Genomic DNA, 23,894 nt, shown 5'->3' on the forward strand with positions numbered 1-23,894 from the left:
ATCCCAGGTCTGCCCCGTGCAGGCATAAGCCATGGTTGTTGCCATCCTTGGCGCCAGCATCGAACTGTTTCTCTGTCTCCCCGCCGAACCGCTGAACCAGCCGAGTTGGTGCCGGTGTGTACCGTCCTGTGGCACTCAAGGTGCCCGACCTCAGCCTTGATATTGTCTTGAGTTGTCTTGAGTCAGGAGCGCGGCAGGGTTGTGGTCGCCAGCCGGTGCCTGTTGCGGCGACCCAGCACCACCGGCCGAAGGCGAGAGCGTGCCCACGGCCGAGGGAGGATCAAAAACATCCAGCAAAAGGGGCCGTGCGAACCCGTCTGCCGGGCATGCTCAGACTCGGTGGGTTATGAATGACGCGCTTTATGCCGCGGCGCCCCTCAGAAAAATATCAAGGCGTGTCGACTGGCACTTATCGGCCGCATCAAGGGGGGCGGCGGATATCAAGGTTTTATCAAGGTGCTCGATGGCGTATCAGCCAGTCATTTGTTTTTAAAGTGTTTTTATCGATCCAGGCTGACCGGTCGAAAAAGTTCACTCATGTTTTTATCCCTTAGCTGGTCTTTATGTTTTCCGGGGCCGAGGAGCCTAGTCTGTGGCCATTGGTTGGCGGGAGGCTCCGCCAAGCGTGTGTTTGATGCCTTAATATCGACCCGGAGATTTTATGTCCCTAGATACGAGCAAGAAGATCGGCCTTGTCGCCTGTACAGGTGTGGTGGCCGGCAACATGATGGGGAGCGGTATTGCACTGCTGCCCTCGGCCCTGGCCACCATAGGTTCCATCTCTGTGTTCAGCTGGGCCATCTGCCTGGTCGGCGCCATGGGGCTGGCCTTCGTGTTTGCCCGCCTCGCCACCAAGAACCCGCAAGAGGGTGGCCCCATCGCCTATGCCGGCGAGATCTCTCCGGTGTTCGGTTTCCAGACCGGTGTGCTCTACTACCATGCCAACTGGATCGGCAACCTGGCCATCGCCATTACCGGCGTCTCCTACCTCTCCGTTTTCTTCCCCATTCTCAACAGCCCGATCCCGGCCGCCGCGGCCACCATCACCGCCGTCTGGATCTTCACCTTCGTCAACCTGCTTGGCGGCAGCTGGGTGAGCCGGCTCTGTACTCTGGGTCTGGTGCTGATCCTGCTGCCGGTAGTGGGTACTGCCGTGATGGGCTGGGGCCATTTTGATGCCACCGTCTACAGCCAGAACTGGAACACCACCAGCGGCAGCGACCTGCATGCGGTCATCAGCGCCGTGCTGATCTGCCTGTGGTCCTTCGTGGGCGTCGAGTCTGCCGCCGTCTCTTCCGGCATGGTGAAGAACCCCAAGCGCACCGTACCGCTGGCCACCATGCTGGGTACCGGTATCGCGGGCGTCATCTACATCCTCTCCACCCAGGTGATCAGCGGCATGTTCCCGGCCGGTGAAGTGGCTGCCTCCGGCGCCCCGTTTGCCATGGCTTCCTCCGCCATCTTCGGCAGCTGGTCCGCGCCGTTCGTCTCCGCCTTCACCGCGCTGGCCTGCTTCACCTCGCTGGGTTCCTGGATGATGCTGGTGGGCGAGGCGGGCAAGCGTGCCGCCCACGACGGCAACTTCCCGAAAATCTACGGCGAAGTGGACAAGAACGGCGTCGCCAAGAAGGGTCTGATCCTGGGCTCCCTCAAGATGACTGCGCTGATGGTTGGCCTGACCGCCTTCACCTCCCAGTCCGCCCACGCCGCCGATCTCTTCAACGTGCTGACCACAGATGCAGTGCTGCTGACCATGCTGCCCTACTTCTACTCCAGCATTAACCTGATCCGTTTTGAAGGCATGACCTCCCGCAGCATCGGCGCCATGATCTTCTCCGGTGTCGCCTGCGTGTTCTGCCTGGTAGCCCTGATGGGTGCCAAGGGTTCCAACCTCACCGCTACCTTCGTGGTGTCGCTCATCATCCTGATGTTCTACGCCAAGAAACAGGGTCTGCGTCAGCACGACGCCCTGCTCAAAGAGCAGACCAGCCACTAATTCCGTTTTCCTTTTCCGAGCGCTCTTCACTCACCATCCCTGATGGAGAGCGTCCCATCACGTGTGGAGCATTACGATGAACATCATTGCCATCCTCAACCACCTGGGCGTTTTCTTCAAAGAAGAACCCATTCGCCAGCTGCAAGCCTCCCTCGAGCGCAAGGGTTTCGAGGTCGTTTATCCGGTCGACGTGGCCGATCTGCTGAAGCTGATTGAGAAGAACCCCCGCGTCTGTGGCGCCATCTTCGACTGGGACAAATACTCGCTGGGCCTGTGCAAGGAGATCCACGATCGCAACGAGAAGCTGCCGATCTTCGCCTTCGCCAACGACCAGTCCACCCTGGACATTCACCTGACCGACCTGCGTCTGAACGTGCACTTCTTCGAGTACCGTCTCGGCATGGCCGACGACATCGCCCTCAAGATGGGTCAGGCCACCCAGGAGTACCAGGACGCCATCCTGCCGCCGTTCACCAAGGCGCTGTTCAAGTACGTGGAAGAGGGCAAGTACACCTTCTGTACCCCGGGTCACATGGGCGGCACCGCCTTCCAGATGAGCCCGGCCGGCAGCATCTTCTATGACTTCTATGGCCCGAACGCCTTCAAGGCCGACGTCTCCATCTCCATGCCGGAGCTGGGCTCCCTGCTGGACCACTCAGGTCCGCACAAGGAAGCCGAGGAGTACATCGCCCGTACTTTCAACGCCGATCGCTCCTACATCGTCACCAACGGCACCTCCACCGCCAACAAGATCGTCGGCATGTACTCGGCGCCGGCCGGCAGCACTGTGCTGGTGGATCGCAACTGCCACAAGTCGCTCACCCACCTGATGATGATGAACGACGTGACCCCGCTCTACTTCCGTCCGACCCGCAACGCCTACGGCATTCTGGGCGGCATCCCGCAGAGCGAATTCAGCCGCGACACCATCGCCGCCAAGGTTGCCGCGACTCCGGGTGCCCAGGCGCCGCGCTACGCCGTGATCACCAACTCCACCTATGACGGCCTGCTCTACAACACCGGCTTCATCAAGGAGGCGCTGGACACCCCTTACATCCACTTCGACAGTGCCTGGGTGCCCTACACCAACTTCAGCCCGATCTACGAAGGCAAGTGCGGCATGAGCGGCGAAGCCATGCCGGGCAAGGTGTTCTATGAAACCCAGTCCACCCACAAGCTGCTGGCGGCCTTCTCCCAGGCCTCGATGATCCACATCAAGGGCGACGTGGAGGAAGAGACCTTCAACGAAGCCTTCATGATGCACACCTCCACCTCGCCGCAGTACGGTATCGTGGCCTCCACCGAGATCTCCGCAGCCATGATGCGTGGCAACACCGGCAAGCGGCTGATCAAGGACTCCATCGATCGCGCCATCTCCTTCCGCAAAGAGATCAAGCGTCTGCGCGAGCAGAGCGAAGGTTGGTTCTTCGACGTATGGCAGCCGGACGACATCGACACCGTCGAGTGCTGGAAGCTGGATCCGAAAGATGACTGGCACGGTTTCAAGGACATCGATGACAACCACATGTACCTCGACCCCATCAAGGTCACCCTGCTGACCCCGGGCATGGGCCGCAATGGTCAGCTGCTGGACAACGGCATCCCGGCTTCGCTGGTCTCCAAGTTCCTGGACGAGCGCGGCATCGTGGTGGAGAAGACCGGCCCCTACAACCTGCTGTTCCTGTTCTCCATCGGTATCGATCAGTCCAAGGCGATGCAGCTGCTGCGTGCCCTGACCGAGTTCAAGCGTGGTTACGATCTGAACCTGACCATCAAGAGCATACTGCCGAGCCTCTATCGTGAAGACCCGAGCTTCTACGAAGGCATGCGCATCCAGGAGCTGGCGCAGCGGATTCACGAGCTGACCAGCAAGTACCGCCTGCCGGAGCTGATGTTCAAGGCGTTCGACGTGCTGCCGGAGATGAAGATGACCCCGCACGCCGCCTGGCAGCAAGAGCTGGCCGGCAGCGTGGTGGAAGTGCCGCTGCGTGACATGGTGGACCGCATCAGCGCCAACATGATCCTGCCGTACCCGCCGGGAGTACCGCTGGTGCTGCCGGGCGAGATGGTGACCCAGGATTCCCTGCCGGTGCTCGAGTTCCTCGAGATGCTGTGCGAGATCGGGGCGCACTACCCGGGCTTCGAGACCGACATCCACGGCCTCTATCGTCAGGCCGATGGCAGCTACACCGTCAAGGTGCTGCGCTAAGCGAGAGTGACAACAACGGGCCGCAAGGCCCGTTTTTCCCATCTGGGTTCATCCATTTTTTTGCGAGTCAGCATGAAGCGAGTTCTCTCCATCCAGTCCCACGTGGTGTTCGGCTGCGCCGGCAACAGCGCCGCCGTGTTTCCCATGCGCCGCATGGGGCTGGAGGTGTGGCCCGTCAACACGGTGCAATTTTCCAACCATACCCAGTACAGCGCAGGCTGGCAGGGGATGGTGATGCCAAACGGCCATATCCGCCAGCTGATGGCGGGGCTGGCCGACATCGGCGTACTGGGGCAGTGCGATGCGATCCTGAGCGGCTATCTCGGCTCGGCCGAGCAGGGGGAGGAGATCCTGGCGGCGGTGGCCCACCTCAAGGCACTCAATCCGAATGCCCGCTATTTTTGCGACCCCGTGATGGGGCATCCCGACAAGGGGTGCATAGTCGCTCCCGGCGTCGCCGATTTTCTGAAAAACCGGGCGCTGGCCTGCGCCGACCTGCTGGCCCCCAATCTGCTGGAGCTGGAGCAGCTGACCGGCCGCGAGATCTGCAATCTGAGCGAGGCGCTGGCGGCGTGCCAGCAACTGCGTGAAGGGGGAGTGGAGCTGGTGATGGTCAAGCATCTGGGCCGCGCCGGCTTGAGCCTGGACCGGTTCGAGATGCTGCTGGTGTGCGAAGAGGGGGCGTTTCATATCTCGCGCCCCCTCTATGAGTTTCAGCGTCAGCCCATCGGGGTGGGGGATCTGCTGAGCGCCACCATGCTGGCCAACCTGCTGGCAGGCTTCACGCCGGTGGCGGCGTTCGAGCGCACCAATGCCAGCGTGGATGCGGTGCTGGCCCAGACCTGGCTGGCGGGCGCCTACGAGCTGCAGCTGGTGGCCGCCCAGCAGGCGATGGTCGAGCCCGAGATCCGCACCTGTGCCCGCCGGCTGCCGGCCTGATGGCGGCGCTTAGCCGGCGCGCCTGGCCAGTTGCACTTGTTGGCGCGCCCCAAGCGGTTTGCGATTGGGCCGGCTCAGCGGGGCACAGGCCAGCTTGAGGCGGCGCCACTCGCGCCACAGCAACCAGCACAGCGGCAGGGTCAGCAACACCACGGTAGTGGGCTGGGCCAGCAGCACGCCGTCCCGGCCCCACCAGAGCGGCAGCATGAAGATCAGCGGCAACAGCAGCAGAGTCTTGGCGGCCGAGATGAGCAGCGCCTGGCGGGTACGGGCCATGGACTGCAGCAGCACGATGCCGAACATGATGATCCCCTCCAGTGGAATGGCGCCGAGGTTGAGGGTCAGGCTGCTGATGGCAGCCGCGAGCAGCTCGCCATCCTGATCGCCGGTGTAGAGCATGGCCACCTGGCGCGGCAGCAGCTGGATCAGCAGCCAGACCGCCAGACCGTAGATGAGCGTGATCTTGAGCCCCATCTCCATCAGGAACTTGAGGTCACGATGGCGTTTGGCGCCGGCCGCCTGGCTGACCAGCGGCTGGATGCCAAAGGCCAGCCCCTGCAGGATGACGATGAACACCGCCTCGGTGTAACCGGCCACGGTGAAGCCCGCCAGATCCTTGACCGAACCGTGCACCATCAGCTGGCTGTTGTGCAGCAGCAGCAGCAGGCCGAGGTTGAACTGGGCGATCAGACTTGGCAGACCGGTGAACAGCAGGTTCGGCATGGCCGGGAAGTCGGGCACCAGGTGGCGCCACTCTATGCGCAGCTTGGCATGGCGGGTAAAGAAATAACCCAGCCCGAGGAGGCTGACGACCCCTTCGGAGATGAGGGTGGCCTGCGCCGTACCGATCAGACCCAGCCCCAGCCGGCCCACCATGATGTAGTTGAGAATGATGTTGAGGATGGCGCCGCTGCTCACCAGCAGCATGGCGAGACGGGGGCGGCCGTCGTTGCGCAGCAGATAGGGCACCGCCAGGTTGCAGGCCAGCAGCAGGGTGCCGCCGCCAATCCAGTAGAGATAGTCGCTAGCCTGTTGCCAGGTGTCGGTACCCTGTTCAATGCCCAGTGCCAGCAGGATGTCGACGTGCCAGTAGTGCAACAGCAGCGGCGCCACGGCGCCCAGCAGCCCCAGCAGCCAGAGCGCATTGACCAGCGCCTGGCGGGCCAGGCCGAAATTTCTGGCACCCTGCTGGAAGGAGATGGCGGTGGCCGCCCCCATGCTGATCATGGCGGCGAGACCGATCAGCACCATGATGACCGGGTAGACCAGGTTGATGCCGGCAAGGCCGGCGGCCCCCACGTAGTGACCGACGAAGATGCCATCGACCAGGTAGTAGGCGCCGGATACCAGCATGGCCATGATGGAGGGGAGGGCATAGCCCCAGAAACGGCGGGTCATCGCCCGCTGGCGCAGAGTGAAGTAGGCAGACATATCTGTTCTCTTGGGGAGTTCGATTATCGAGCAGATAGTCTAGATTAATATTTTTTTGTCGATAATCCGGTTTTTACTTGATGAATTGATGAGCCATATTCATCAATTAGTGCGACTGGTAGTGTCCCTTGAGCATGTCGATGAGGGCGCGCAGCCCGTTGCCCAGCTGATGGCGACTGGGATAGAAGAGCGAGAAACCGACGAAGGTGGGGCACCAGGGCTCCAGCACGCTCACCAGGGTGCCCTCGGCCAGCTGCCTGCTCACCTCCTCTTCCAGACAGTAGGCCAGCCCCAGCCCCGCCTCGGCCGCTCCCAGGTAGAGGGCCGGCGTGCTGGTGGTGAGCGGCCCGGTCACTTCGATCTCCAGCATGGCGCCCTCCTCGCCGGCAAAGGCCCAGCGATAGTGATGGGAGGGGGTGAGCCGATAGCCGATGCAGGCGTGCCGGGTCAATTCGCGCGGGTGCTGCGGGGTGCCGTGCTCGGCCAGATAGGCGGGGGCGGCCACCACCAGATAGCGCTGGGGCGGGCCGAGCGGTACCCCGATCATCTCCTTGGGCAGCAGATCCCCATAAAAGAGGGCGGCGTCATAGCCATCTTCGATGAGACGCGGCATCAACTCCTGCTCCACCACCTCCACCTGCATGCGCGGGTAACGCACCATGTAATCGATCAGCACCGGGGCCAGCAACTCATCGATGGCGCCGCGTGGCGCGCTGATCTTCAGCCTTCCTACTGGTTCGTCGCTGTGACGGGCCAGTTCACCCAGTGCACTCTCCAGATGGCTCAAGGTCGGCAGCAACTGGGTCAGCAGGCGCTGACCCGCATCGGTGGGCACCACGGCGCGGGTACTGCGATTGAGCAGACGTACCCCCAAACGGGTCTCCAGTCCTTTCAGGCTGTGGCTCAGGGCGGAGGCAGACACGCCGAGTTCGAGGGCGGCCTTGCTGAAACTCTGGTGGCGGGCGACGGCGGCAAACACCGCCAGTTCGGCGAGATCGGTACGGGTGATGGCCATATTAATTCAGCGAAAAAATGTTGAGCAACAGGGTACGTCAGCGGACGGCGGGGCACAACATGAGCAATAAATGGGCGAATGTAAGCGATTTGTTGTACCCACAAGGATATAGATACGGGTGAAACTACCTCTATTTGTTAACGGCTGTTCACAAAATTGGGCTCGTAACGTGATCTCTGACGCCAGAAAGGCGATTCCAGTCAAACTTTGGTTGATTAATTCAAAAAAACACTGTGATCGCTAAGGGGATTTAATTAGAGTCAGCGCATCGGAACAAAAGCGTGTTAGCGAGTTGTAAAGTCTGACGCGTTTGTGGCCCTCGGGCCTATGACCCGCCGGCTTGTTTGTTGCAATTTGGTTGTTACATGGAGTGATGACCAGCTTGCCGGGCCGACGGGATGAGAATAACAGGGATGGACTGCAGGAGTTCCAGGGAGATGGAACAGGGCATTGCGCCCGGTTGACTAGAAATTTTCTATTTTCCTTGATGACAGGAACACCCCTATGTCTGACATGAACATTGCAGTAGAAGGCAGCTTAGCCAGTAATGCGTCTTCCCGTGGCATCAACAAGGCCGATGTGGTCTGGATGCTGGGTCTGTACGGTACCGCCATCGGTGCCGGTGTACTCTTCCTGCCGATCAACGCCGGTGTAGGTGGTCTGTGGCCGCTGGTTGCCATGCTGGTGCTGGCCCTGCCGCTGACCTTCTTCGCACACCGTGGCCTGACCCGCTTCGTGCTGTCCGGCTCCACCCGTGATGGCGACATCACCGAGGTAGTAGAAGAGCACTTCGGCAAGACCGCAGGCAAGTTCATCACCCTGCTCTACTTCTTCGCCATCTACCCGATCCTGCTGATGTACTCGGTAGCCATCACCAACACCGTCGAGAGCCTGATGGTGCACCAGCTGGGCATGACTGCACCTCCCCGTGCCATCCTGTCTCTGGCGCTGATCCTGGGTCTGATGGCGATCGTTCGCCTCGGCGGCCAGGTTATCGTCAAAGCGATGAGCGTGCTGGTATTCCCGTTCGTGATCACCCTGATGGGCCTGGCGCTCTACCTGATCCCGCACTGGAACGGTGCCATCATCACTGAAGCTCCGGCGCTGGGTGACGCTTTCAACGGCGACTTCCTGAAGACCCTGTGGCTGGCCATCCCGGTCATGGTGTTCTCCTTCAACCACTCCCCGATCATCTCCTCCTTCGCGGTGGACAACAAGGGTCGTTACGGTGAAGGTGCCGAGAAGAAGTGCAGCAACATCCTGCTGGGCGCCCACGTCATGATGGTGATGACCGTTATGTTCTTCGTATTCAGCTGCGTACTGAGCCTCTCCCCGGCTGACCTGGCTGCTGCCAAGGAACAGAACATCTCCATCCTGTCCTACCTGGCCAACCACTTCGACAACCCGGTTATCGCCACCGTGGCTCCGCTGATCGCCATGGTCGCCATCAGCAAGTCCTTCCTGGGTCACTACCTGGGTGCACAAGAGGGCATGAACGGTCTGATGGCCAAGTCCCTGCGTGAGAAAGGCAAGAACGTTGACGTCAAGCAGCTGAACAAAGTGACCGCGGTGTTCATGATCCTGACCACCTGGGCCATCGCCACCATCAACCCGAGCATCCTCGGCATGATTGAAGACCTGGGCGGCCCCATCATCGCGATGCTGCTGTTCCTGATGCCGATGTACGCCATCACCAAGGTGCCGGCCATGCGCAAATACGCTGGCAACATCAGCAACGTGTTCGTGACCATCATCGGCCTGATCGCCATGTCCGGTATCATCTACAAGCTGATTGCCTGATAACACGGGTTACCCGCTTGAATGAAAAAGCCGCCTCGCAAGAGGCGGCTTTTTTTATGGCCGGGATTCAGGGCTGGGCGTTGTCGATGTTCTCCGCCTGCCAGAGGGCGTAGCCCTTGCCGGAGGCAGTGGTGGGCAGGTCAATCTGCATCAGGTCATTGCCGATGACGAAGGGGCCCGAGTAACTTGCGCGCAGGCTCTGCGCCAGATCCTTCACCCCGAGCTGGCCGTTGAGGCCGATATGGCTGAACACGGTCAGGGCCGGTTTGGCCTCGTTCATCACCCGGACGGCCTGCTCGGGGGAGGCGAGGTGACCGGCGATCGCCCGGTAGCCCGGGTTGGCCTTCATGCGGGCGGCGGAGGTCATGGAGACGCAGTGCACCAGCAGATCTGCCCCCTTGGCCTCTTTCACCACCTGCGGGCTGTAGCGGGTATCGCCGGAGAGCACCACGCTGTGGCCGTGGTAGTCGATGCGATAGCCAAACGATGGCTTGATGTTGACCCCGTGGTCGTTGTCAAAGGCGGTTACCTTGACCCCATCCCGGTCGTAGACCACCCCGGCAGTCACCTCGTGGCTGTTGATCTTCACCCCGTCCAGCGGCGTTCCCTCATCCTTGACCCGGGTGGCGATGTCGGTGGTGTAGGCCTGCTGCAGGCCGCTCGCGAGGGCATCGGTGCCCTTGGGGCCGTAAAGCTCCATCGGCACGTGGCGCTGGCCATAGGCAGGTTGCAGCCAGCCGGTCAGCCAGAGATCCGCCAGTCCGTTGGTGTGGTCGGAGTGGAAGTGGGTGAGGAAGAAGGCGTTGACCCGGCCGATGGGGATATGCAGCTGCCACAACCGGGTGGCGGAGTTGCGGCCAAAGTCGAACACCAGCTTCTGGTTGCCCGCCTCGACCAGAGTGCTGTAACCGCCGCGGCTGATCTGGGGCACCGGGGTGCCGGTGCCAAGCAGGCTGACCCGGAAGATATCGGGCTGGGCTTGTGTCACGGCCAGTGTCGCGCTGACGGGGGCGCTCTGCTGCGGGTTGATAAAGCGGCTCTCGGCAGCCTGGCTGACACCGGTGGCCAGCAGACCGACCAGCAGGGCGGCCAGATAGGTACTTTTCATGGATGTATGTCCTGATGGGTGAGGCTGCTGATCACTATATTGGTAACCAAAAATGAGATAAATTGGCTAAAAACCATTTCTTAATAAACTTTTGGTTGTGAATGTTAGTCGCTTGCTGCGGGCCAAATGGCCTAGAAACGTGGGCAAAGGAGGGGTTGTGGACCGATTGACCAGCATGCGCATCTTCACCCGGGTAGTGGATCTCGGCTCCTACAGCGCGGTGGCGAACGAGCAGGGGATCAGCGCCCAGATGGTGGGCAAGCATGTGCAGGGGCTGGAGCAGTGGTTGGGGGGCAAGCTGTTTCACAAGACCACCCGCCAGCAGACCCTGACCGAACTGGGCCAGCTCTTTCTGGCCCGCTGCCAGCGGGTACTGGAGGAGCTGGCGCTGACCGAGTCGTTGACCCAGCACCTGCTGGCCGAGCCGGCCGGGCGGCTGCGCATCGCCGCTCCCTTAAGCTTTGGCCACCATCGGCTGGTGCCGCTGTTGCCCGCCTTTCTCGACCGCTACCCCAAGCTGGAGGTGGATCTGCAACTCACCCCGCGCTGGGTCGATCTGGTGGAGGAGGGGTTCGACGCCGCCATCCGCACCCTGCGCCCGCAGGATGAGGCGCTGATCGCCCGCCCGCTGCTGACCCAGCACTACCGCCTCTGCGCCGCGCCCGCCTACCTCGCTCGCCACGGCGTGCCCCGTCAGCCGGCCGATCTCGCCAGCCACCAGTGCTTGCACGGCAACTGGGGCGAGCACGAGCGCTGGCAGTTTGTCGGGGGCGATGGCCAGAGCGAGGAGGTGCGGGTGGTCTCGCGCCTTCGTATCAACCACTGGCCGGCGCTGTTGACGGCAGCGCTGGCAGGGGCCGGCATCAGCTTGCAGCCTGCCGATCAGGTGCAAGAGCATATCGCGGCGGGGCGGCTGCTGCCCCTGCTCGATACCTACCGCATTCCGGACAAGACCCTCCATTTCATCTACCCGGCGGCGCGCCGGCAGGTGCTCAAGATCACCCTGCTGGGGGATTTCCTGGCCGAGGCGCTGGCCGACAAATCACCGCAGCCGGCATGAGCCGGCTGCGGTGATTGGGTTATGCCTGCGCCAGGTGTTGCCTGAAGAAGGGGACTATCTGTGCCAGTGCCTGGCCGGTGGCGTCGGGCTGGTCGTAGAGATCGTAATGGCTGGCCCCCTCGACAATCTGCAAGCGTTTTTGCTGTGAGCGGGCACGGCCAAAGAGCTCGAACCCGTCCCGATATGAGCCGAAGGCCCCGGGCGCTCCGCCACCGATGACGATATGCAGGGGCTGGGTCAGCAGCAGTTCGGCAAAGGCAAACGCATCCCAGTTCATGGCCGGCCCCAGGCTGCTCATGCGCAGCTTGTTGGGGGAGCCGGGTTGTTGGCCGCGCGCCGTGGTGTAGTACTGCACCGCTTCGACGATGTCGATGTCGTGCAGCCCCGCCTGCTCGCGTTCTGCCTCCGAGCCCGGGATATAGCCCGTCACCATGGTGTCGGCGCCGCGCGCCTCGGCGGTGCGCTGGGCGGCGATGGCCTCCAGAGTCTTGAGGGCCGCATCCGGGGTGAGATCCCCCTGGCGCAGGATGCGGCCGTAGTTGGCCGCCACCACGGTGGCCACCGCCTTGAAGCGGCGCTCGGTCATGGCGGCGTTGACCGCGTAGCCACCGCCGCCGCACACCCCGAGTACGCCGATGCTGTCGGCATCCACGAAGGGCAGGGTCACCAGGTAGTCGACGGCGCAGCGAAAATCTTCGACCCGGGTGGCGGGGTCTTCGCTAAAACGCGGCTCGCCGCCGCTCTCTCCCTGGGTGGAAGCATCGAAGGTCAGGGTGATGAAGCCGGCCCGGGTCAGGGCCTCGGCGTAGACGGCGCCGGCAGTCTGCTCCTTGCAACTGCTGATGGGGTGGGCGCAGACGATGGCCGCATAGTGTTTACCGGCATCAAATCCCTCAGGCAGGCGCAGGGTGGCGGCAACGTCCCAGTGGTGGTGGGCAAAGCGGACCGATTGTTGCTGTGTCATCTGTTGTTCCTCACAAAGAATCAAAGGTGGGTACGAAAGAAGGGGATGAGGCCGGTGAGCGCGCCGTCGACCCATTGGGGCTGGTCGTACAAACCGATGTGGGTGGCTCCCTCGACGATGAACAACCCCTTGTGCGCACTGGCGGCCCGCTGATGCAGCACTTCGCTCATCCAGCGGGTGCCGGCTTCGCTGCCTGCCACCAGCAGCAGGGGCTGGGTCAGGAACAGTTCAGCCTGGTGGAAGGCATCAAACGTCACCAGCTGGGCCAGGCTGCGGGTGGTGAGCCGACTCGGGGCGTTGTCATGCCGGGCCCGTGGCGTACGGTAGTAATCGAAGGCTTCCGCCCAATCCGGATGAAGCTGCTCTCCCTGTTCACGGCTGAGCGGCGTGGTGGGCAGGTACTGGATGGCTGCTCCGGTCGCCTCGGCAGTGCGTGCGGCCATCGCCAGGTCGCGCAAGGCCAGACACTCGGTCGGCGTGCCGCGCTTGTCCCAACCCTGGCGGTACATCTGACCGTAGTTGACCGCACTCACGGTACCGATCGCCTTGAGCCGGGTGTCCATCATGGCTGCAGCCGCGGCGTAACCGCCTCCGGCGCAGATCCCGAGCACGCCGATGCGCTCAGGGTCGACCTCGGCCAGAGTGGTCAGGTAATCGACGGCGGCGCTGATGTCGTCCACGCGCACATGGGGATTTTCCAGCTGGCGCGGTTCACCCTCGCTCTCTCCCTGATAGCTGGCATCAAAGGCCAGCGCGATGAAACCGGCCTTTGCCAGGTGCGCGGCATAGAGGCCGGCGGTCTGCTCCTTGACGCCACCGGAAGGGTGAACGCAGACGATGGCGGGGTAGCGTACGCCCGCTTGCAGATCGGCAGGCAGATGAAGGTGGCCGGCCAGGCTCAGGTGTTGATTGGCAAAACGAACGGGGTACATGGTGTGCTCCTTGGGAGTGGGGCGCCAGGATGCGGCGACGAAGAGAGCATATGCCGCCACCTTTGATTTGATTAGATGGCCCAATCCGAATGCTTTAATACTGATTTCTTATGAATAGCGGCAAGAATCGGGTGACGTTGCGAGCGGGACGCGGATGGACGCTGGCACAGCAGGGTAGCAGCGGTGAGAAAACTTATCTGGATGGCGCGTATAATCGGGGCAGTATTATCACCATGACTAATCAATGATGAAAGAGAACCTCAACGAGCTGACGACCTTCATGGTGGTGGCCAGGGAGCAAAGCTTCACCCGCGCGGCTGCCCAGCTCGGGACGTCCCAGTCCGCCATCAGCCAGACGGTGAAGACCCTGGAGCAGCGACTCGGCCTCAAGCTGCTGTCACGCACTACCCGCAGCGTCACCCCCACTGAAGCCGGTGAGCGGCTGATCGCGCTGGTGGGACCGGCGCTGGCGCAGATCGACAGCGGCCTCAGCCAGCTGACAGCGCTGCGGGACAAACCGGCCGGCACCATCCGCATCACGGCGGATGAATACGCCATTCGCGCCGTGCTCTGGCCCAAGATCAGCACCTTTTTGCACCACTATCCGGATATCCGGGTCGAACTCAGCACCGATTACGGCCTGGTGGACATCGTCGTCGAGCGCTACGACGCCGGGGTGCGTCGCGGCGGTTTGATCGCCAAGGATATGATTGCCACTCCCATCAGCCCCGAGATCAGGATGCTGGTGGCGGCCGCCCCCCGCTATCTGGCGGCTCATGGCCGCCCGAGCCGGCCGCAGGAGATCGCCAGCATCCATCAGTGCATCAATCTGCGCTTGCCGACCCAGGGCGGATTTTTCTCCTGGAGTTTTCTGGAAGGGGGGCGGGAGCTCAAGATCCGTGGCGAAGGGCAACTGGTGTTCAACAGCATCGGCAACGTGCTTGAGGCGGCGCTCGACGGTTACGGGCTGGCGTACCTGCCCCAGAGCATGGCTGAGCCCTATCTGGCGGATGGCCGGCTGGAGGAGGTGCTGGCCGGTTACAACATGGTGCACCCCGGTTACTACCTCTACTACACCAGCCGCTTGCAGGCCTCGCCCGCTTTCTCGTTGCTGCTGGAGGCGTTGCGCCACCGCAGCTGACCTCGACTCACCCGCGAGCCTCCCGGCCTGAATAAAGCACTGCATATTCTTGCCATCCTGCTTAACAAAGGGGCGAGGGAGGCCTAACATGGCGGGATGTTTTTCTAGTCGGGACAAAAGGATATGTCTGGGTTGAAAAAGGATCTTGGGCTCTGGCAGGGGATGGGGCTGCTCGCCACCTCGCTGCTGGGCACTGGGATCTTCGTGGTACCGGCGACTGCCGCCTCGCTGGCGGGTGGGGCCTCGCTGTGGGCCTGGTTGCTGTTGATTGCGCTGGTACTGCCGATTGCCTTTACCTTCGCTCGCCTCGGCCGCCGCTATCCCCACGCCGGCGGGGCACCGCACCTGATTGGCCTCGCCTTTGGCAACGGCGCCGAGCGCTTCTCCGCCTTCCTGTTTCTGGCGGTGTTGCCGGTGGGCTTGCCCGCCGCCCTGATGATCGCCGCCGGCTTCTGGCACGCCCTGTTCGACTTGGGGGAGTGGACCCTGTGGGGTATCCAGCTGCTCACCCTGCTCGGGGTATTTTTGCTCGGGCTGCGTGGGGCGCGCTCCTCCGGCAACCTGCAGTTGCTGATCGCGCTCGCCATTTTGGGGCTCACCCTGCTCATCTGGTTCAAGGGGGATATCAGCTGGCGCGACGCCGCCCGGCCGCTGCCGACGATGGACGAGTGGCCCGCCATGGCCACCGCGCTGGCGGTGATGTTCTGGTGTTTCGTCGGGCTCGAGGCCTTCGCCCACATGGGGGAGGAGTTCAAGCGACCGGAGCGGGACTATCCGCTGGCCCTGCTCGGCGGGGTACTGCTGGCGGGGCTCATCTACTGGGTGCACTCGCTGGTGGTGCTCAAATATGGCCTCTACGGCGATGAGGCGACCAACGCCACCGCCATTCCGGCCCTGCTCTCGCTGCTGTTCGGCCCCACCGCCAAGTGGCTGGTGGCGGTGCTCGGCTATCTCTCCTGCTTTGCCAGCATCAACGTCTACCTGCAGGGGTTTGCCCGGCTGATCTGGAGCATGGCGCGTGAAGGCAAGCTGCCGGTCTCGCTGGCCCGCCTCACCGCTCGCGGTGCACCGCTGCGGGCCTTGAGTCTGGTGCTCGCCATCTGCCTGGTCTGCATCACCCTGATCATCTGGCTGCGGCTGCCCCTCGATGAGCTGATCCGCTACGCCAACGGCAACTTCGTGCTGGTCTACCTGCTCTGCATGGCGGCGGGTTGGCGCCTGCTCGGCGGGGTGGGCAAGGGGCTGGCGGGGGTGAGCGTGCTGCTCTGTGCCCTGGTGCTGGTGGCGCTCGCCTCCCAGGTGCTCTATGCCGTGGTGCTCAGTCTGGGGTATGGCTGCTTCTCGTTGTGGCGGCGCAGACGCCGCCGCTCGGCATCCGATGAGGGTGTCTGCGCCATCAAGTAACCCGAAAAAAAGCCCCGCAGTGCGGGGCTTTTTGTTGCAGGTCACAGGCTGGTGGGCAGGTCGCTGCGCAAGATGGCGTAGTGGCGCAGGGAGATGAAGCCATCCCCCTTGCGTTCGCATTCCCGCGCGGTGCCCTCGTAGTGAAAGCCGGCCCGCTCCAGCAGGCGGGCGGAGGGGAGGTTGGGCTCCTCCACCACCGCCAGCAGCCGGTGCAGCTCGCTGGTGCAATAAGTGAGCGGCAGCCACAGTTGCAGCGCCGCGCTCATCACCCCCTTGCCCCAGTGTTCGGGATAGAGCCAGTAGCCCAGCTCGGCCCGCCGGTGAGTCGGGTCGGCATCGTTGTAGCCGATGGCGCCGAGCGGTTCGTCCGTGTTCTGGTCGCGAATGAGGTGCCAGGCGCCACGGCCGGTGCGGGTCAGCTCGGCATACCAGGCCATCTGGGCCTGGCACGCCGTCAGGCTGTCGTAGCTGACGCCGTAGTAGGCGACGACCCGCGGATCGGACAGGCCGCGAAAGATGTGGGGCAGATCGGCGTCGCTGACTGGATCCAGCCTGATGTGGGGTTGTTGCGTTGATGTCATGGTGGCTCCTTGCGGCCAACCGGAGTTGGCCGCGAGTGGTGAGTCAAACAGGGATGGCTGGCAAAGCCGGTTTATGGCAGTGCTCATGATCCGACCAGCCCGAGCTGGTCGGTGAGCCTGGTCAGCTCGTCGCGCCACTGCTGCTGCAGGCGCGGGGTCTGGTGCCTGGGCTTGCGGGCCAGGTCGGCGGCGAGCAGGGCATCGAGTTCATACCAGCGTGCCAGCAGCGTCTCTTCGTCATCCGCCGGGCCGGCCGGGGCCTGCCCCATGGCGGGGGCGGCCAGGCTTGCCTTGTCTGCTGTCGGCGAGGGCGCATCGCCGAGTAGCTCGGCATAGGCCCGCTCGGCGCTGTGAGCCTCCTGGATGCGACCATCCCTGATCAGCCAGAAGCGGTTGCAACTGCGCTCGATCAGCTCCCGGTCGTGGGAGACCAGCAGCACCCCCCCCGGGAAGGCGGCAATCGCCTCGGCCAGCTCCTCCTTGCCCGCCAGATCCAGGTGGTTGGTGGGCTCGTCGAGCCAGAGCATGTGGTGGCTGCCGAGCGACAGGGCGAGAAACAGCAGCCGTGCCCGCTCGCCCCCGCTCAAGCTGTGCACCTGCTGACCGTGGCGGACATAGGGGAAGCCCGCCCGGATCAGCGCCTGTCGCCGCGTCACCTCAGGCAGAGGGGCCAGGGGGTAGAGGGCGTCGCTCAGGGTGGCATCGTCAGCCAGCTGTTGCAGGGACTGATCGTAATAGGCGATGCTGGCACCTGGGTGGCAGTACCAGCCTGCCTGCGGGCTCTGCGCGGCCAGTTCGCGCCAGCACTGGCGTAGCAGGGAGGACTTGCCGGTGCCGTTGGCTCCGAGCAGGGCGACCTTATCTCCTGCCCGCAGCCAGAGTCCTTCGGCGTGCAGCAGCGGCGGCAATGCTGGCGCCGGTGCCACGTCGAGGGCCTCCAGCCGCAGCAGGGTGTCGGCGGGTAGGCTCACTCCGCGCAGCTCGAGCCGCCAAGGGGACAGCGCCGCGACCTGGCTCTGCTCCTCCTGCAGGCGGGCGATGCGCTTTTCCATGGACTTGGCCTGGCGCACCAGCTTCTCGTTGTCATGCTCCCGCCCCCAGATGGCAAGGCGTTTGCTGCTGGCGCTCAGGCGGTCGATCTCCTTTTGTTCGTCGGCCCGGCGCAGGCGGGCCTGCTCATCTTCGGCGGCCAGCGCCGCCCGCGCCTGGCTGCAGGGCAGGGCGAAGCGGTGCAGCTGGCCATCGCGCAGGATCAGGGTCTGCTCGGTGACCCGGTCCAGCAGGCGACCATCGTGGGAGACCAGCACGAAGGCACCGCGCCAGCCCAGCAGAAACTGCTCGAGCCAGAGCAGGGCGGGCAGATCCAGGTGGTTGCTGGGTTCATCGAGCAGCAGCAGGTTGGGTTGGCGCAGCAGGGCGCGGCCTATCTGCAGCCGGCTGTGCTGGCCGCCGCTCAGCGCACTGACCGGCAGTGCGGCCTGGGCCTCCAGCTGCAACTCGGCCAGCAGCTTGTCCACCTGCCATTCGGCGCTCGTGTCGTTGCCCAGCGCATCCAGCAGCACGGCTCGGGTGCTGAGGGTTGAAAGCCTGGCCGGCAGTTGCTGGGCCACAAACTCGCAGCGGCAGGCGGCGGCCTGCACGACCCGGCCTGCCTGGGGCGTGCGCTCGCCCGCCAGCAGCGCCAGCAATGTGCTCTTGCCGCAGCCGTTGGCACCGACAAGGCCAAGCCGGTCGCCCGCGCGGATGCCGAGTTCGAGGTGGTCAAATAACGGAAGGTGCCCCGCACTCATCTGCAGGGAATGGGTACTCATCAGGATTGTCATGCTCTTGCTCTCTTAAATCGCGGGATCGAAGATCCCTGTCATCAGGAGCGCTGGCGACAACGGCAGAGTCGAGAAAGGTCTCGGTATGGAAGGGAGTCGGCTTTGCTCGAACCCGCTATCGCAGCGCGATGGTATGCAGGCAAGAGCACGCGAATGTGCCGAACAGGCGAGCCGAGAACATCGGACACGCTTGGATAACCATTTTTTACCTCCTTGTGTTTCGTGATGGCACGGTGCGGCGATTATAAGCGCAGAAAAAATAACCGTCTATCCATGGCGGTGCCCTGCGGGTGAGGCGGGAAGGCGCTTTGTCAGCGGCGGGACAAAAAAACGCCCCGCTGGGCGGGGCGTGGTGATGGGGGTCAGTCGCGCGGAGTCTTGAGCGCCTGGATCACATCTTCATTGGGGGCCAGCCCCTCCACGTGGTTGAAGCTGTCCAGCCCCTCCTGCGGGTTGATGGTGAAGGCGTCGGCACTCAGGTAGCTGCCGCTGCCGGCACTTTCGACCACGACGATGAGCTCGGGCTGCTTGTCGCCGTTGAGATCCAGCAGCTTGAGCTCCTTGATGCTGCCATCGCGCGGCAGCACCTTGCCGTCGATGAACTGATCCAGCGGGAACTGGGGGTTGGCGCCGGAGTAGAGGCGCACGTCGTAGCTGCCGGTGGAGGCAGGTTCGCCGCGCCCTTCGCTGACGGTCACTACCTGGCCTGAGGGGAGCGTCAGCTGTTTGAAGAACCCGTCCGCCGCCTGGCTGGCGAGGGGCAGGGTGAGCAGGCCGAGTGTCATGAGCAAGGCTTTCATCGGTTTGACCCTTGTTACTGCGGCGGCGGTTGCCCGCTACCTGTGTCACTGTGCGAACCGGGCGGGCAATCCCCGCCGGTTCGCGTCATCCGCCCCTCATCGGGGCGGTCATTACCAGATCTTGACCCGTTTGGCCGGGTCCAGATAGAGCTTGTCACCCGGCTGGATCTTGAACGCCTCATAGAAGGCGGGGATGTTCGGCACCACGCCGTTGACCCGGTATTCCGGCGGCGAGTGGGGATCCGAGGCGAGCAGCATCTGCATCAGCTCGGGGCGATACATGCCTTTCCACACCTGGGCCCAGCCGAGGAAGAAGCGCTGCTCGCCGGTGAAGCCGTCCAGCACCGGGGCCTCTTTGCCATCCAGCGACAGCAGGTAGGCCTTGTGGGCGATGGTAAGGCCGCCCAGATCGCCGATGTTCTCCCCCAGGGTGAACTGGCCGTTGACGAACTGCCCCTTGATGGGCTCGAAGCGGTTGTACTGAGCTACCAGCCGGCTGGTGCGGAAGCGAAACTCCTTGAGATCCTGGGGCGTCCACCAGTCGCGCATCACGCCGTCCCCGTCGGATTTGGCGCCCTGATCATCAAAACCGTGGCCCATCTCGTGACCGATCACCCCGCCGATGGCGCCGTAGTTGACCGCGTCATCCGCCGTCATGTCGAAGAAGGGGGGCTGCAGGATGGCGGCCGGGAAGACGATCTCGTTATTGCTCGGGTTGTAGTAGGCGTTCACCGTCTGCGGCGACATGTGCCACTCGTCTCTGTCTACCGGCTTGCCGAGGCGTGCCAGGTTGTCGGCGTATTCGAAGGCGCGGGCCCGCTGCAGGTTGCCCACCAGATCGTCGGCACGGATCGCGATGGCGCTGTAATCCTTCCACTTGTCCGGGTAGCCGATCTTGGGGCGGAACTTGGCGAGCTTGGCCTGGGCCTGGGCCTTGGTGGCCGGCGACATCCAGTCCAGCTCCTCGATGCTCTGGCCGTAGGCGGTGCGCAGGTTCTCCACCAGCTGCTCCATGCGGGCCTTGGCCTCTGGCGGAAAGTAGCGCTCCACGTAGAGCTTGCCTACCGCCTCGCCCAGGTGATCGTCCAGTACGCCGAGGGCCCGCTCCCAGGGGGCGCGCTGCTTGGGCGTGCCGCTCAGGGTGGTGCCGAAGAAGGCGAAGTTCTGGGCATCGGTCTGGCTGTCGAGGTAGGGGGCATAATCGGTGATGAGATGCCACTTGAGGTAGGCCTGCCAGTCGCCGACCGGGGTCTGCTGCATCACCTCGTTGAGGGCCGCGAGATAGGTGGGCTGGCCGATGATGAGGCTGCTCTGGCCGGCGAGGCCGGCCTGGGTCAGGTAGGCATGCCAGTCGATGGCGGGGGCGAGGCGTTTGAGTTCGCTCTGGGGCCCTTTGTTGTAGTTCTTCTCCCGATCCCGCAGGGTGACGTTGTCCCACTGGATCCGGGCGAGTTTGCTCTCGAGGGCCAGGATGCGTTTGGCCTTGGCCCCCGCATCCGCCTCGCCGAAGCGGCCCAGCATGGTGGCGATGTGCTGCTCGTATTTCTGGCGCAGCGCCTGGCTGGCGGCATCCGTCTTGAGGTAGTAGTCCCGATCCGGCAGACCGAGCCCGGCCTGGTAGAGGTAGACCGCATAGCTGTCCGGCGCCTTGGCGTCGGCATCGACCCAGAAACCGAACGGGGCGCCGCCGCCGTTGCGACCGCTCTGGGCGAAGGCCCGGGCCAGATCCTGCGGCGTGCGGATCTGCTCGATCTCGCTCAGCATCGGCATCAGCGGCGCCGTGCCCTTGGCGTTGCGGGTCGTCTGATCCAGATAGCTCTGGTAAAGGTCGTGGATCTGCTGGGCCGGTGTGCCGGCGGCGGCCTTGCCGTCCAGCCCTTCCACCAGCACCCGCACGTCCGCCAGGGATTTGTCGCGCAGCATGTAGAAGGCACCGTCGGCGGGCCTGTCGTCCGGGATCTTGGCGGTGGAGAGCCAGTGGCCGTTCACGTAGCGGAAGAAGTCGTCACCGGGTTTGACGCTGGTGTCCATGTTGGCCAGCGCGAGGCCGGAGTGTTTGTCTGCGCCGTCCGGGGCCTGACTGCAGCCGGCCAGCAGGGCCAGCCCGACGAGGGCGGCCAGTATGCTTTTTTTGTTGTTCATTATGTTGGATTCCAATTCGGGTTATGCGGCTTCCTTGCCCACGCAGGGAGCGTCTCACTCTAGCAGTCGGGTTAGCGCTTGATAAGCCCGAGTCTGCTAAGATCGGCCTGGTCGTATTGGGGAAGCCTATGATTTCTCGTATTTATTCTCGTTTTTGTCAGACTCTGCCCGCGCCGGAAGGTTCCCGTGGCCTGCTGGTAGCCTTCAGCGGCGGACTCGACTCCACCGTGCTGCTGGTGCTGGCGGCCCGCTTTGCCCGCGCCCACGGCCTTGCCCTGCGCGCCCTGCACGTCCATCACGGCCTGAGCCCACATGCCGACGAGTGGGTAGCACACTGCGAAAAGGTGTGTCAGCAACTGGCGGTGCCGCTGCTGGTCGAGCGGGTGCAACTGCAGCGGGATAGTGGCGACAGCCTGGAGGCGCAGGCGCGGGAGGCCCGCTATCTGCGTCTCGCCGCTCAGTTGGGGGAGGGGGAGTGGCTGCTCACCGCCCACCATCAGGACGATCAGCTGGAGACCCTGCTGCTGGCGCTCAAGCGCGGCGCCGGCCTGCGCGGGCTGGCGGGCATGGTGCCGAGCCAGCCCTTTGCCGGTGGCCTGTTGCTGCGCCCCTTGCTCGAGGTGAGCCGGGCCGAGCTTGCCGAGGCGGCGGCCAGCCTCCCCTATGGCTGGGTGGAGGATGAGAGCAACCAGGATGTGAGTTATGACCGCAACTTCCTGCGCCAACGGCTCATTCCCCAGCTCAAGGCCCGCTGGCCCACCATGGCCCAGACGGCGGCGCGCAGCATGGCGCTGTGCGCCGAGCAGGAGGCGCTGCTGGAGGAGCTGGCAGAGGCCGACTGGCGGCTGGCAGCGGCAGGAGAGGCGCTGCAGATCGCGCCGCTGCTGGCTCTGTCAGGCACCCGGCGCAACAACCTGCTGCGTTACTGGATCCGCCGCCAGGGAGGCGAGATGCCCTCCCGCGAGCAGCTCGGTCTGCTCTGGCAGGAGGTGGCGCTGGCACGGGAAGACGCCAATCCTCAGCTCAACTGGGGCGGGCAGAGCTGCCGCCGCTTTCAGGGGCGGCTCCATCTGGTGCGACCCGGGCTGCAGCCTCGCCACGAACAGCTGACATTGGCCGTGGGGGAGACGCGGATCCTGCCGGACGGGCTGGGGGAGGTGCGCTTGCTGCCGCGAGTGGAAGGCGAGGGGCTGCGACAGCCAAGGGCGGACGAGCCGCTGTCGGTGCGCTTCGGGGTGGCCGCCGGCAGCATGCTCAAGCCGGTAGGGCGTGGCGGCAGCCGGCGCCTCAAGAAGCTGCTGCAGGAGTACGGGGTTCCCTCCTGGCAGCGTGGCCGCATTCCCATTCTCTATTACGGCGAGCAGGTGGCGGCGGTGGGTGAGCTGTTCCTCTGTGACGGATTCATGACGCAGGGCGCCGGTCTGGACTGGCACTGGCTGCCGGCGGCGGCCTGTCAGCCTCCTGCCTGATCCTATCCGTTGCAAATGACAAGGCCGGCATATGCCGGCCTTGTCATATTCAGCGGCTGGCCGGTTCAGTCCAGCAGGCCGGCCTTGCCCGCCTTCTTGCGGGCATAGAGGTGGGCATCGGCGGCCTCGTACAGGCTGTGCACGTCCACCCCGGACTGCCAGCTGGCGGCTCCCAGGCTGCAGCCGACCGAGAAGGTACTGAGTTCCTTGTTGGTCATCAACATGTGCTGCAGGCGCAGCCAGACCGGGCGCCAGGCCTCGGGTTCGGCGGGTTGCAGCAGCAGGGCGAACTCGTCGCCGCCGAGGCGAAACGCCTGATCCGTGCTGCGGATGCAGTGGGTCAGCAGCTGGGCGAAGCGGCTCAGCACCAGATCGCCGACCGGGTGGCCCCAGGTGTCGTTGATCTGCTTGAAGCGGTCGAGATCCAGCAGCACCAGCACCAGGCCGTGGGATTCCCGGCTGTGCTGCTCTACCGCCCGGCCGATGGCTTCGTCAAAGTAGGAGCGGTTGCCGAGCCCGGTCAGGTGATCGAGCCTGACCTGCAGCTCCAGCTGTGACAGGCGCAGATAGAGGGGCAGGGGCAGGCAGAGCAGTTGGTGATACTGCTGCAGGATCCGCTGCTGGCTGCCGCTCAGGGTATGTTCCAGGGTGTAGTGCAACTGGCCGATCAGCTGGCCATGCTGGCCGCGCAGCTCGAACGGGTAGCTGTGCAGGGTCAGGCTGGCCTGGGGCGGATGCTGGATCAAGGTGTGAGACTGGCCGCAGTCGAAGTGCAGGCTGTGGATCCGGACAATTCTTGCCGCACGATCGGCAAAGGTTGCCAGCAGGCTGCCGAGGTCCATCTGCACCAACAACAACTCGAGCAACTGGTTGCGATCCTGACTGGCCAGCGGCGTGAGCCGCTCCATCTGGCGAACCCACTGCTCGATGCCATGTCCCAGACCATTCAATGATGATGTGTTTTCCACGGTACAGCCCTCAAACAACCTACTTCCTGACACTTACCTGCAATCCTTGTGCCCAAAATATGTTCGATGCGAACAAGAGTGGCTGGCTAGGCTTAAGTAGATAAAAAGGGAG

General features: G+C 63.7%; 18 protein-coding genes. 8 read left to right on the plus strand and 10 right to left on the minus strand.

From position 1 onward, the window contains the following. Window positions 1-661 precede the first annotated feature (661 nt). The 3 genes from cadB (at window position 662) to pdxY (ending at window position 5,144) form a co-directional block, all read left to right on the plus strand. Window positions 662-1,996, plus strand: a complete 1,335-nt coding sequence (cadB, locus tag OKC29_RS11480; protein ID WP_073349225.1) for a cadaverine/lysine antiporter — start codon at window positions 662-664, stop codon at window positions 1,994-1,996. A gap of 76 nt (window positions 1,997-2,072) precedes the next feature. Further along, on the plus strand, window positions 2,073-4,205 hold the full coding sequence (locus tag OKC29_RS11485) for a lysine decarboxylase CadA (RefSeq protein WP_073349227.1): 2,133 nt from the start codon (window positions 2,073-2,075) through the stop codon (window positions 4,203-4,205). Between the two features lie 72 nt (window positions 4,206-4,277). After that, window positions 4,278-5,144, plus strand: a complete 867-nt coding sequence (gene pdxY, locus OKC29_RS11490) for a pyridoxal kinase PdxY (RefSeq protein WP_024946037.1) — start codon at window positions 4,278-4,280, stop codon at window positions 5,142-5,144. Window positions 5,145-5,153: 9 nt separating this feature from the next. Here the strand turns inward: pdxY and OKC29_RS11495 are convergent, their stop codons facing one another. After that, complete coding sequence (locus tag OKC29_RS11495) at window positions 5,154-6,575, minus strand: MATE family efflux transporter (RefSeq protein ID WP_073349229.1); 1,422 nt, start codon at window positions 6,573-6,575, stop codon at window positions 5,154-5,156. A gap of 106 nt (window positions 6,576-6,681) precedes the next feature. Continuing rightward, complete coding sequence (locus OKC29_RS11500) at window positions 6,682-7,590, minus strand: LysR substrate-binding domain-containing protein (RefSeq protein ID WP_073349231.1); 909 nt, start codon at window positions 7,588-7,590, stop codon at window positions 6,682-6,684. Between the two features lie 504 nt (window positions 7,591-8,094). On the opposite strand from OKC29_RS11500, the gene OKC29_RS11505 reads away from it, so the two are divergent. Next, window positions 8,095-9,390, plus strand: a complete 1,296-nt coding sequence (locus OKC29_RS11505; protein ID WP_024946034.1) for an HAAAP family serine/threonine permease — start codon at window positions 8,095-8,097, stop codon at window positions 9,388-9,390. 67 nt (window positions 9,391-9,457) lie between these two features. Here the strand turns inward: OKC29_RS11505 and OKC29_RS11510 are convergent, their stop codons facing one another. Then, entirely contained in the window at window positions 9,458-10,498 is a 1,041-nt protein-coding gene (locus tag OKC29_RS11510; RefSeq protein WP_073349233.1) for an MBL fold metallo-hydrolase, read from the minus strand. A 157-nt stretch (window positions 10,499-10,655) separates the two neighbouring features. Between OKC29_RS11510 and OKC29_RS11515 the strand changes: the two genes are divergently transcribed. Beyond that, window positions 10,656-11,558 carry a LysR family transcriptional regulator gene (locus OKC29_RS11515; protein ID WP_073349234.1) on the plus strand — a complete coding sequence of 301 codons (903 nt, stop codon included), beginning with the start codon at window positions 10,656-10,658 and terminating at the stop codon, window positions 11,556-11,558. Window positions 11,559-11,577: 19 nt separating this feature from the next. Here OKC29_RS11515 and OKC29_RS11520 read toward each other — a convergent pair whose 3' ends face one another. Continuing rightward, window positions 11,578-12,522 carry an alpha/beta hydrolase gene (locus OKC29_RS11520; RefSeq protein ID WP_029303704.1) on the minus strand — a complete coding sequence of 315 codons (945 nt, stop codon included), beginning with the start codon at window positions 12,520-12,522 and terminating at the stop codon, window positions 11,578-11,580. A gap of 20 nt (window positions 12,523-12,542) precedes the next feature. After that, entirely contained in the window at window positions 12,543-13,454 is a 912-nt protein-coding gene (locus OKC29_RS11525; RefSeq protein WP_073349236.1) for an alpha/beta hydrolase, read from the minus strand. Window positions 13,455-13,698: 244 nt separating this feature from the next. Between OKC29_RS11525 and OKC29_RS11530 the strand changes: the two genes are divergently transcribed. Together OKC29_RS11530 and yjeH are read left to right on the plus strand one after the other, a co-directional pair. After that, complete coding sequence (locus tag OKC29_RS11530; RefSeq protein ID WP_162275629.1) at window positions 13,699-14,595, plus strand: LysR family transcriptional regulator; 897 nt, start codon at window positions 13,699-13,701, stop codon at window positions 14,593-14,595. Window positions 14,596-14,718: 123 nt separating this feature from the next. Continuing rightward, the gene (yjeH, locus tag OKC29_RS11535; RefSeq protein WP_073349238.1) at window positions 14,719-15,999 is read left to right on the plus strand and encodes an L-methionine/branched-chain amino acid transporter; all 1,281 of its coding nucleotides are present in this window, start codon (window positions 14,719-14,721) and stop codon (window positions 15,997-15,999) included. Between the two features lie 41 nt (window positions 16,000-16,040). Here the strand turns inward: yjeH and OKC29_RS11540 are convergent, their stop codons facing one another. From OKC29_RS11540 to OKC29_RS11555, 4 genes are all read right to left on the minus strand, one after another. Then, on the minus strand, window positions 16,041-16,580 hold the full coding sequence (locus tag OKC29_RS11540) for a GNAT family N-acetyltransferase (protein ID WP_073349240.1): 540 nt from the start codon (window positions 16,578-16,580) through the stop codon (window positions 16,041-16,043). Between the two features lie 83 nt (window positions 16,581-16,663). After that, window positions 16,664-18,403 carry an ABC-F family ATP-binding cassette domain-containing protein gene (locus OKC29_RS11545; protein WP_073349242.1) on the minus strand — a complete coding sequence of 580 codons (1,740 nt, stop codon included), beginning with the start codon at window positions 18,401-18,403 and terminating at the stop codon, window positions 16,664-16,666. A 362-nt stretch (window positions 18,404-18,765) separates the two neighbouring features. Next, a complete protein-coding gene (locus tag OKC29_RS11550; RefSeq protein WP_016349890.1) occupies window positions 18,766-19,203 on the minus strand; it encodes a PliI family lysozyme inhibitor of I-type lysozyme in 438 nt (145 codons plus the stop codon). Window positions 19,204-19,314: 111 nt separating this feature from the next. Beyond that, window positions 19,315-21,345 carry a M13 family metallopeptidase gene (locus tag OKC29_RS11555; protein ID WP_162275630.1) on the minus strand — a complete coding sequence of 677 codons (2,031 nt, stop codon included), beginning with the start codon at window positions 21,343-21,345 and terminating at the stop codon, window positions 19,315-19,317. 128 nt (window positions 21,346-21,473) lie between these two features. On the opposite strand from OKC29_RS11555, the gene tilS reads away from it, so the two are divergent. Continuing rightward, complete coding sequence (gene tilS / locus OKC29_RS11560; protein ID WP_073349246.1) at window positions 21,474-22,814, plus strand: tRNA lysidine(34) synthetase TilS; 1,341 nt, start codon at window positions 21,474-21,476, stop codon at window positions 22,812-22,814. A 65-nt stretch (window positions 22,815-22,879) separates the two neighbouring features. Here tilS and OKC29_RS11565 read toward each other — a convergent pair whose 3' ends face one another. Next, window positions 22,880-23,800 (minus strand): GGDEF domain-containing protein, encoded by a 921-nt coding sequence (locus OKC29_RS11565; RefSeq protein ID WP_102989180.1) that lies wholly within the window; start codon window positions 23,798-23,800, stop codon window positions 22,880-22,882. Between the last annotated feature and the right edge of the window lie 94 nt (window positions 23,801-23,894).

Origin of the sequence: Aeromonas sp. QDB34 (assembly GCF_027705405.1) — a bacterium.
In the GTDB taxonomy this organism is placed as follows: Bacteria; Pseudomonadota; Gammaproteobacteria; order Enterobacterales; family Aeromonadaceae; genus Aeromonas; species Aeromonas hydrophila.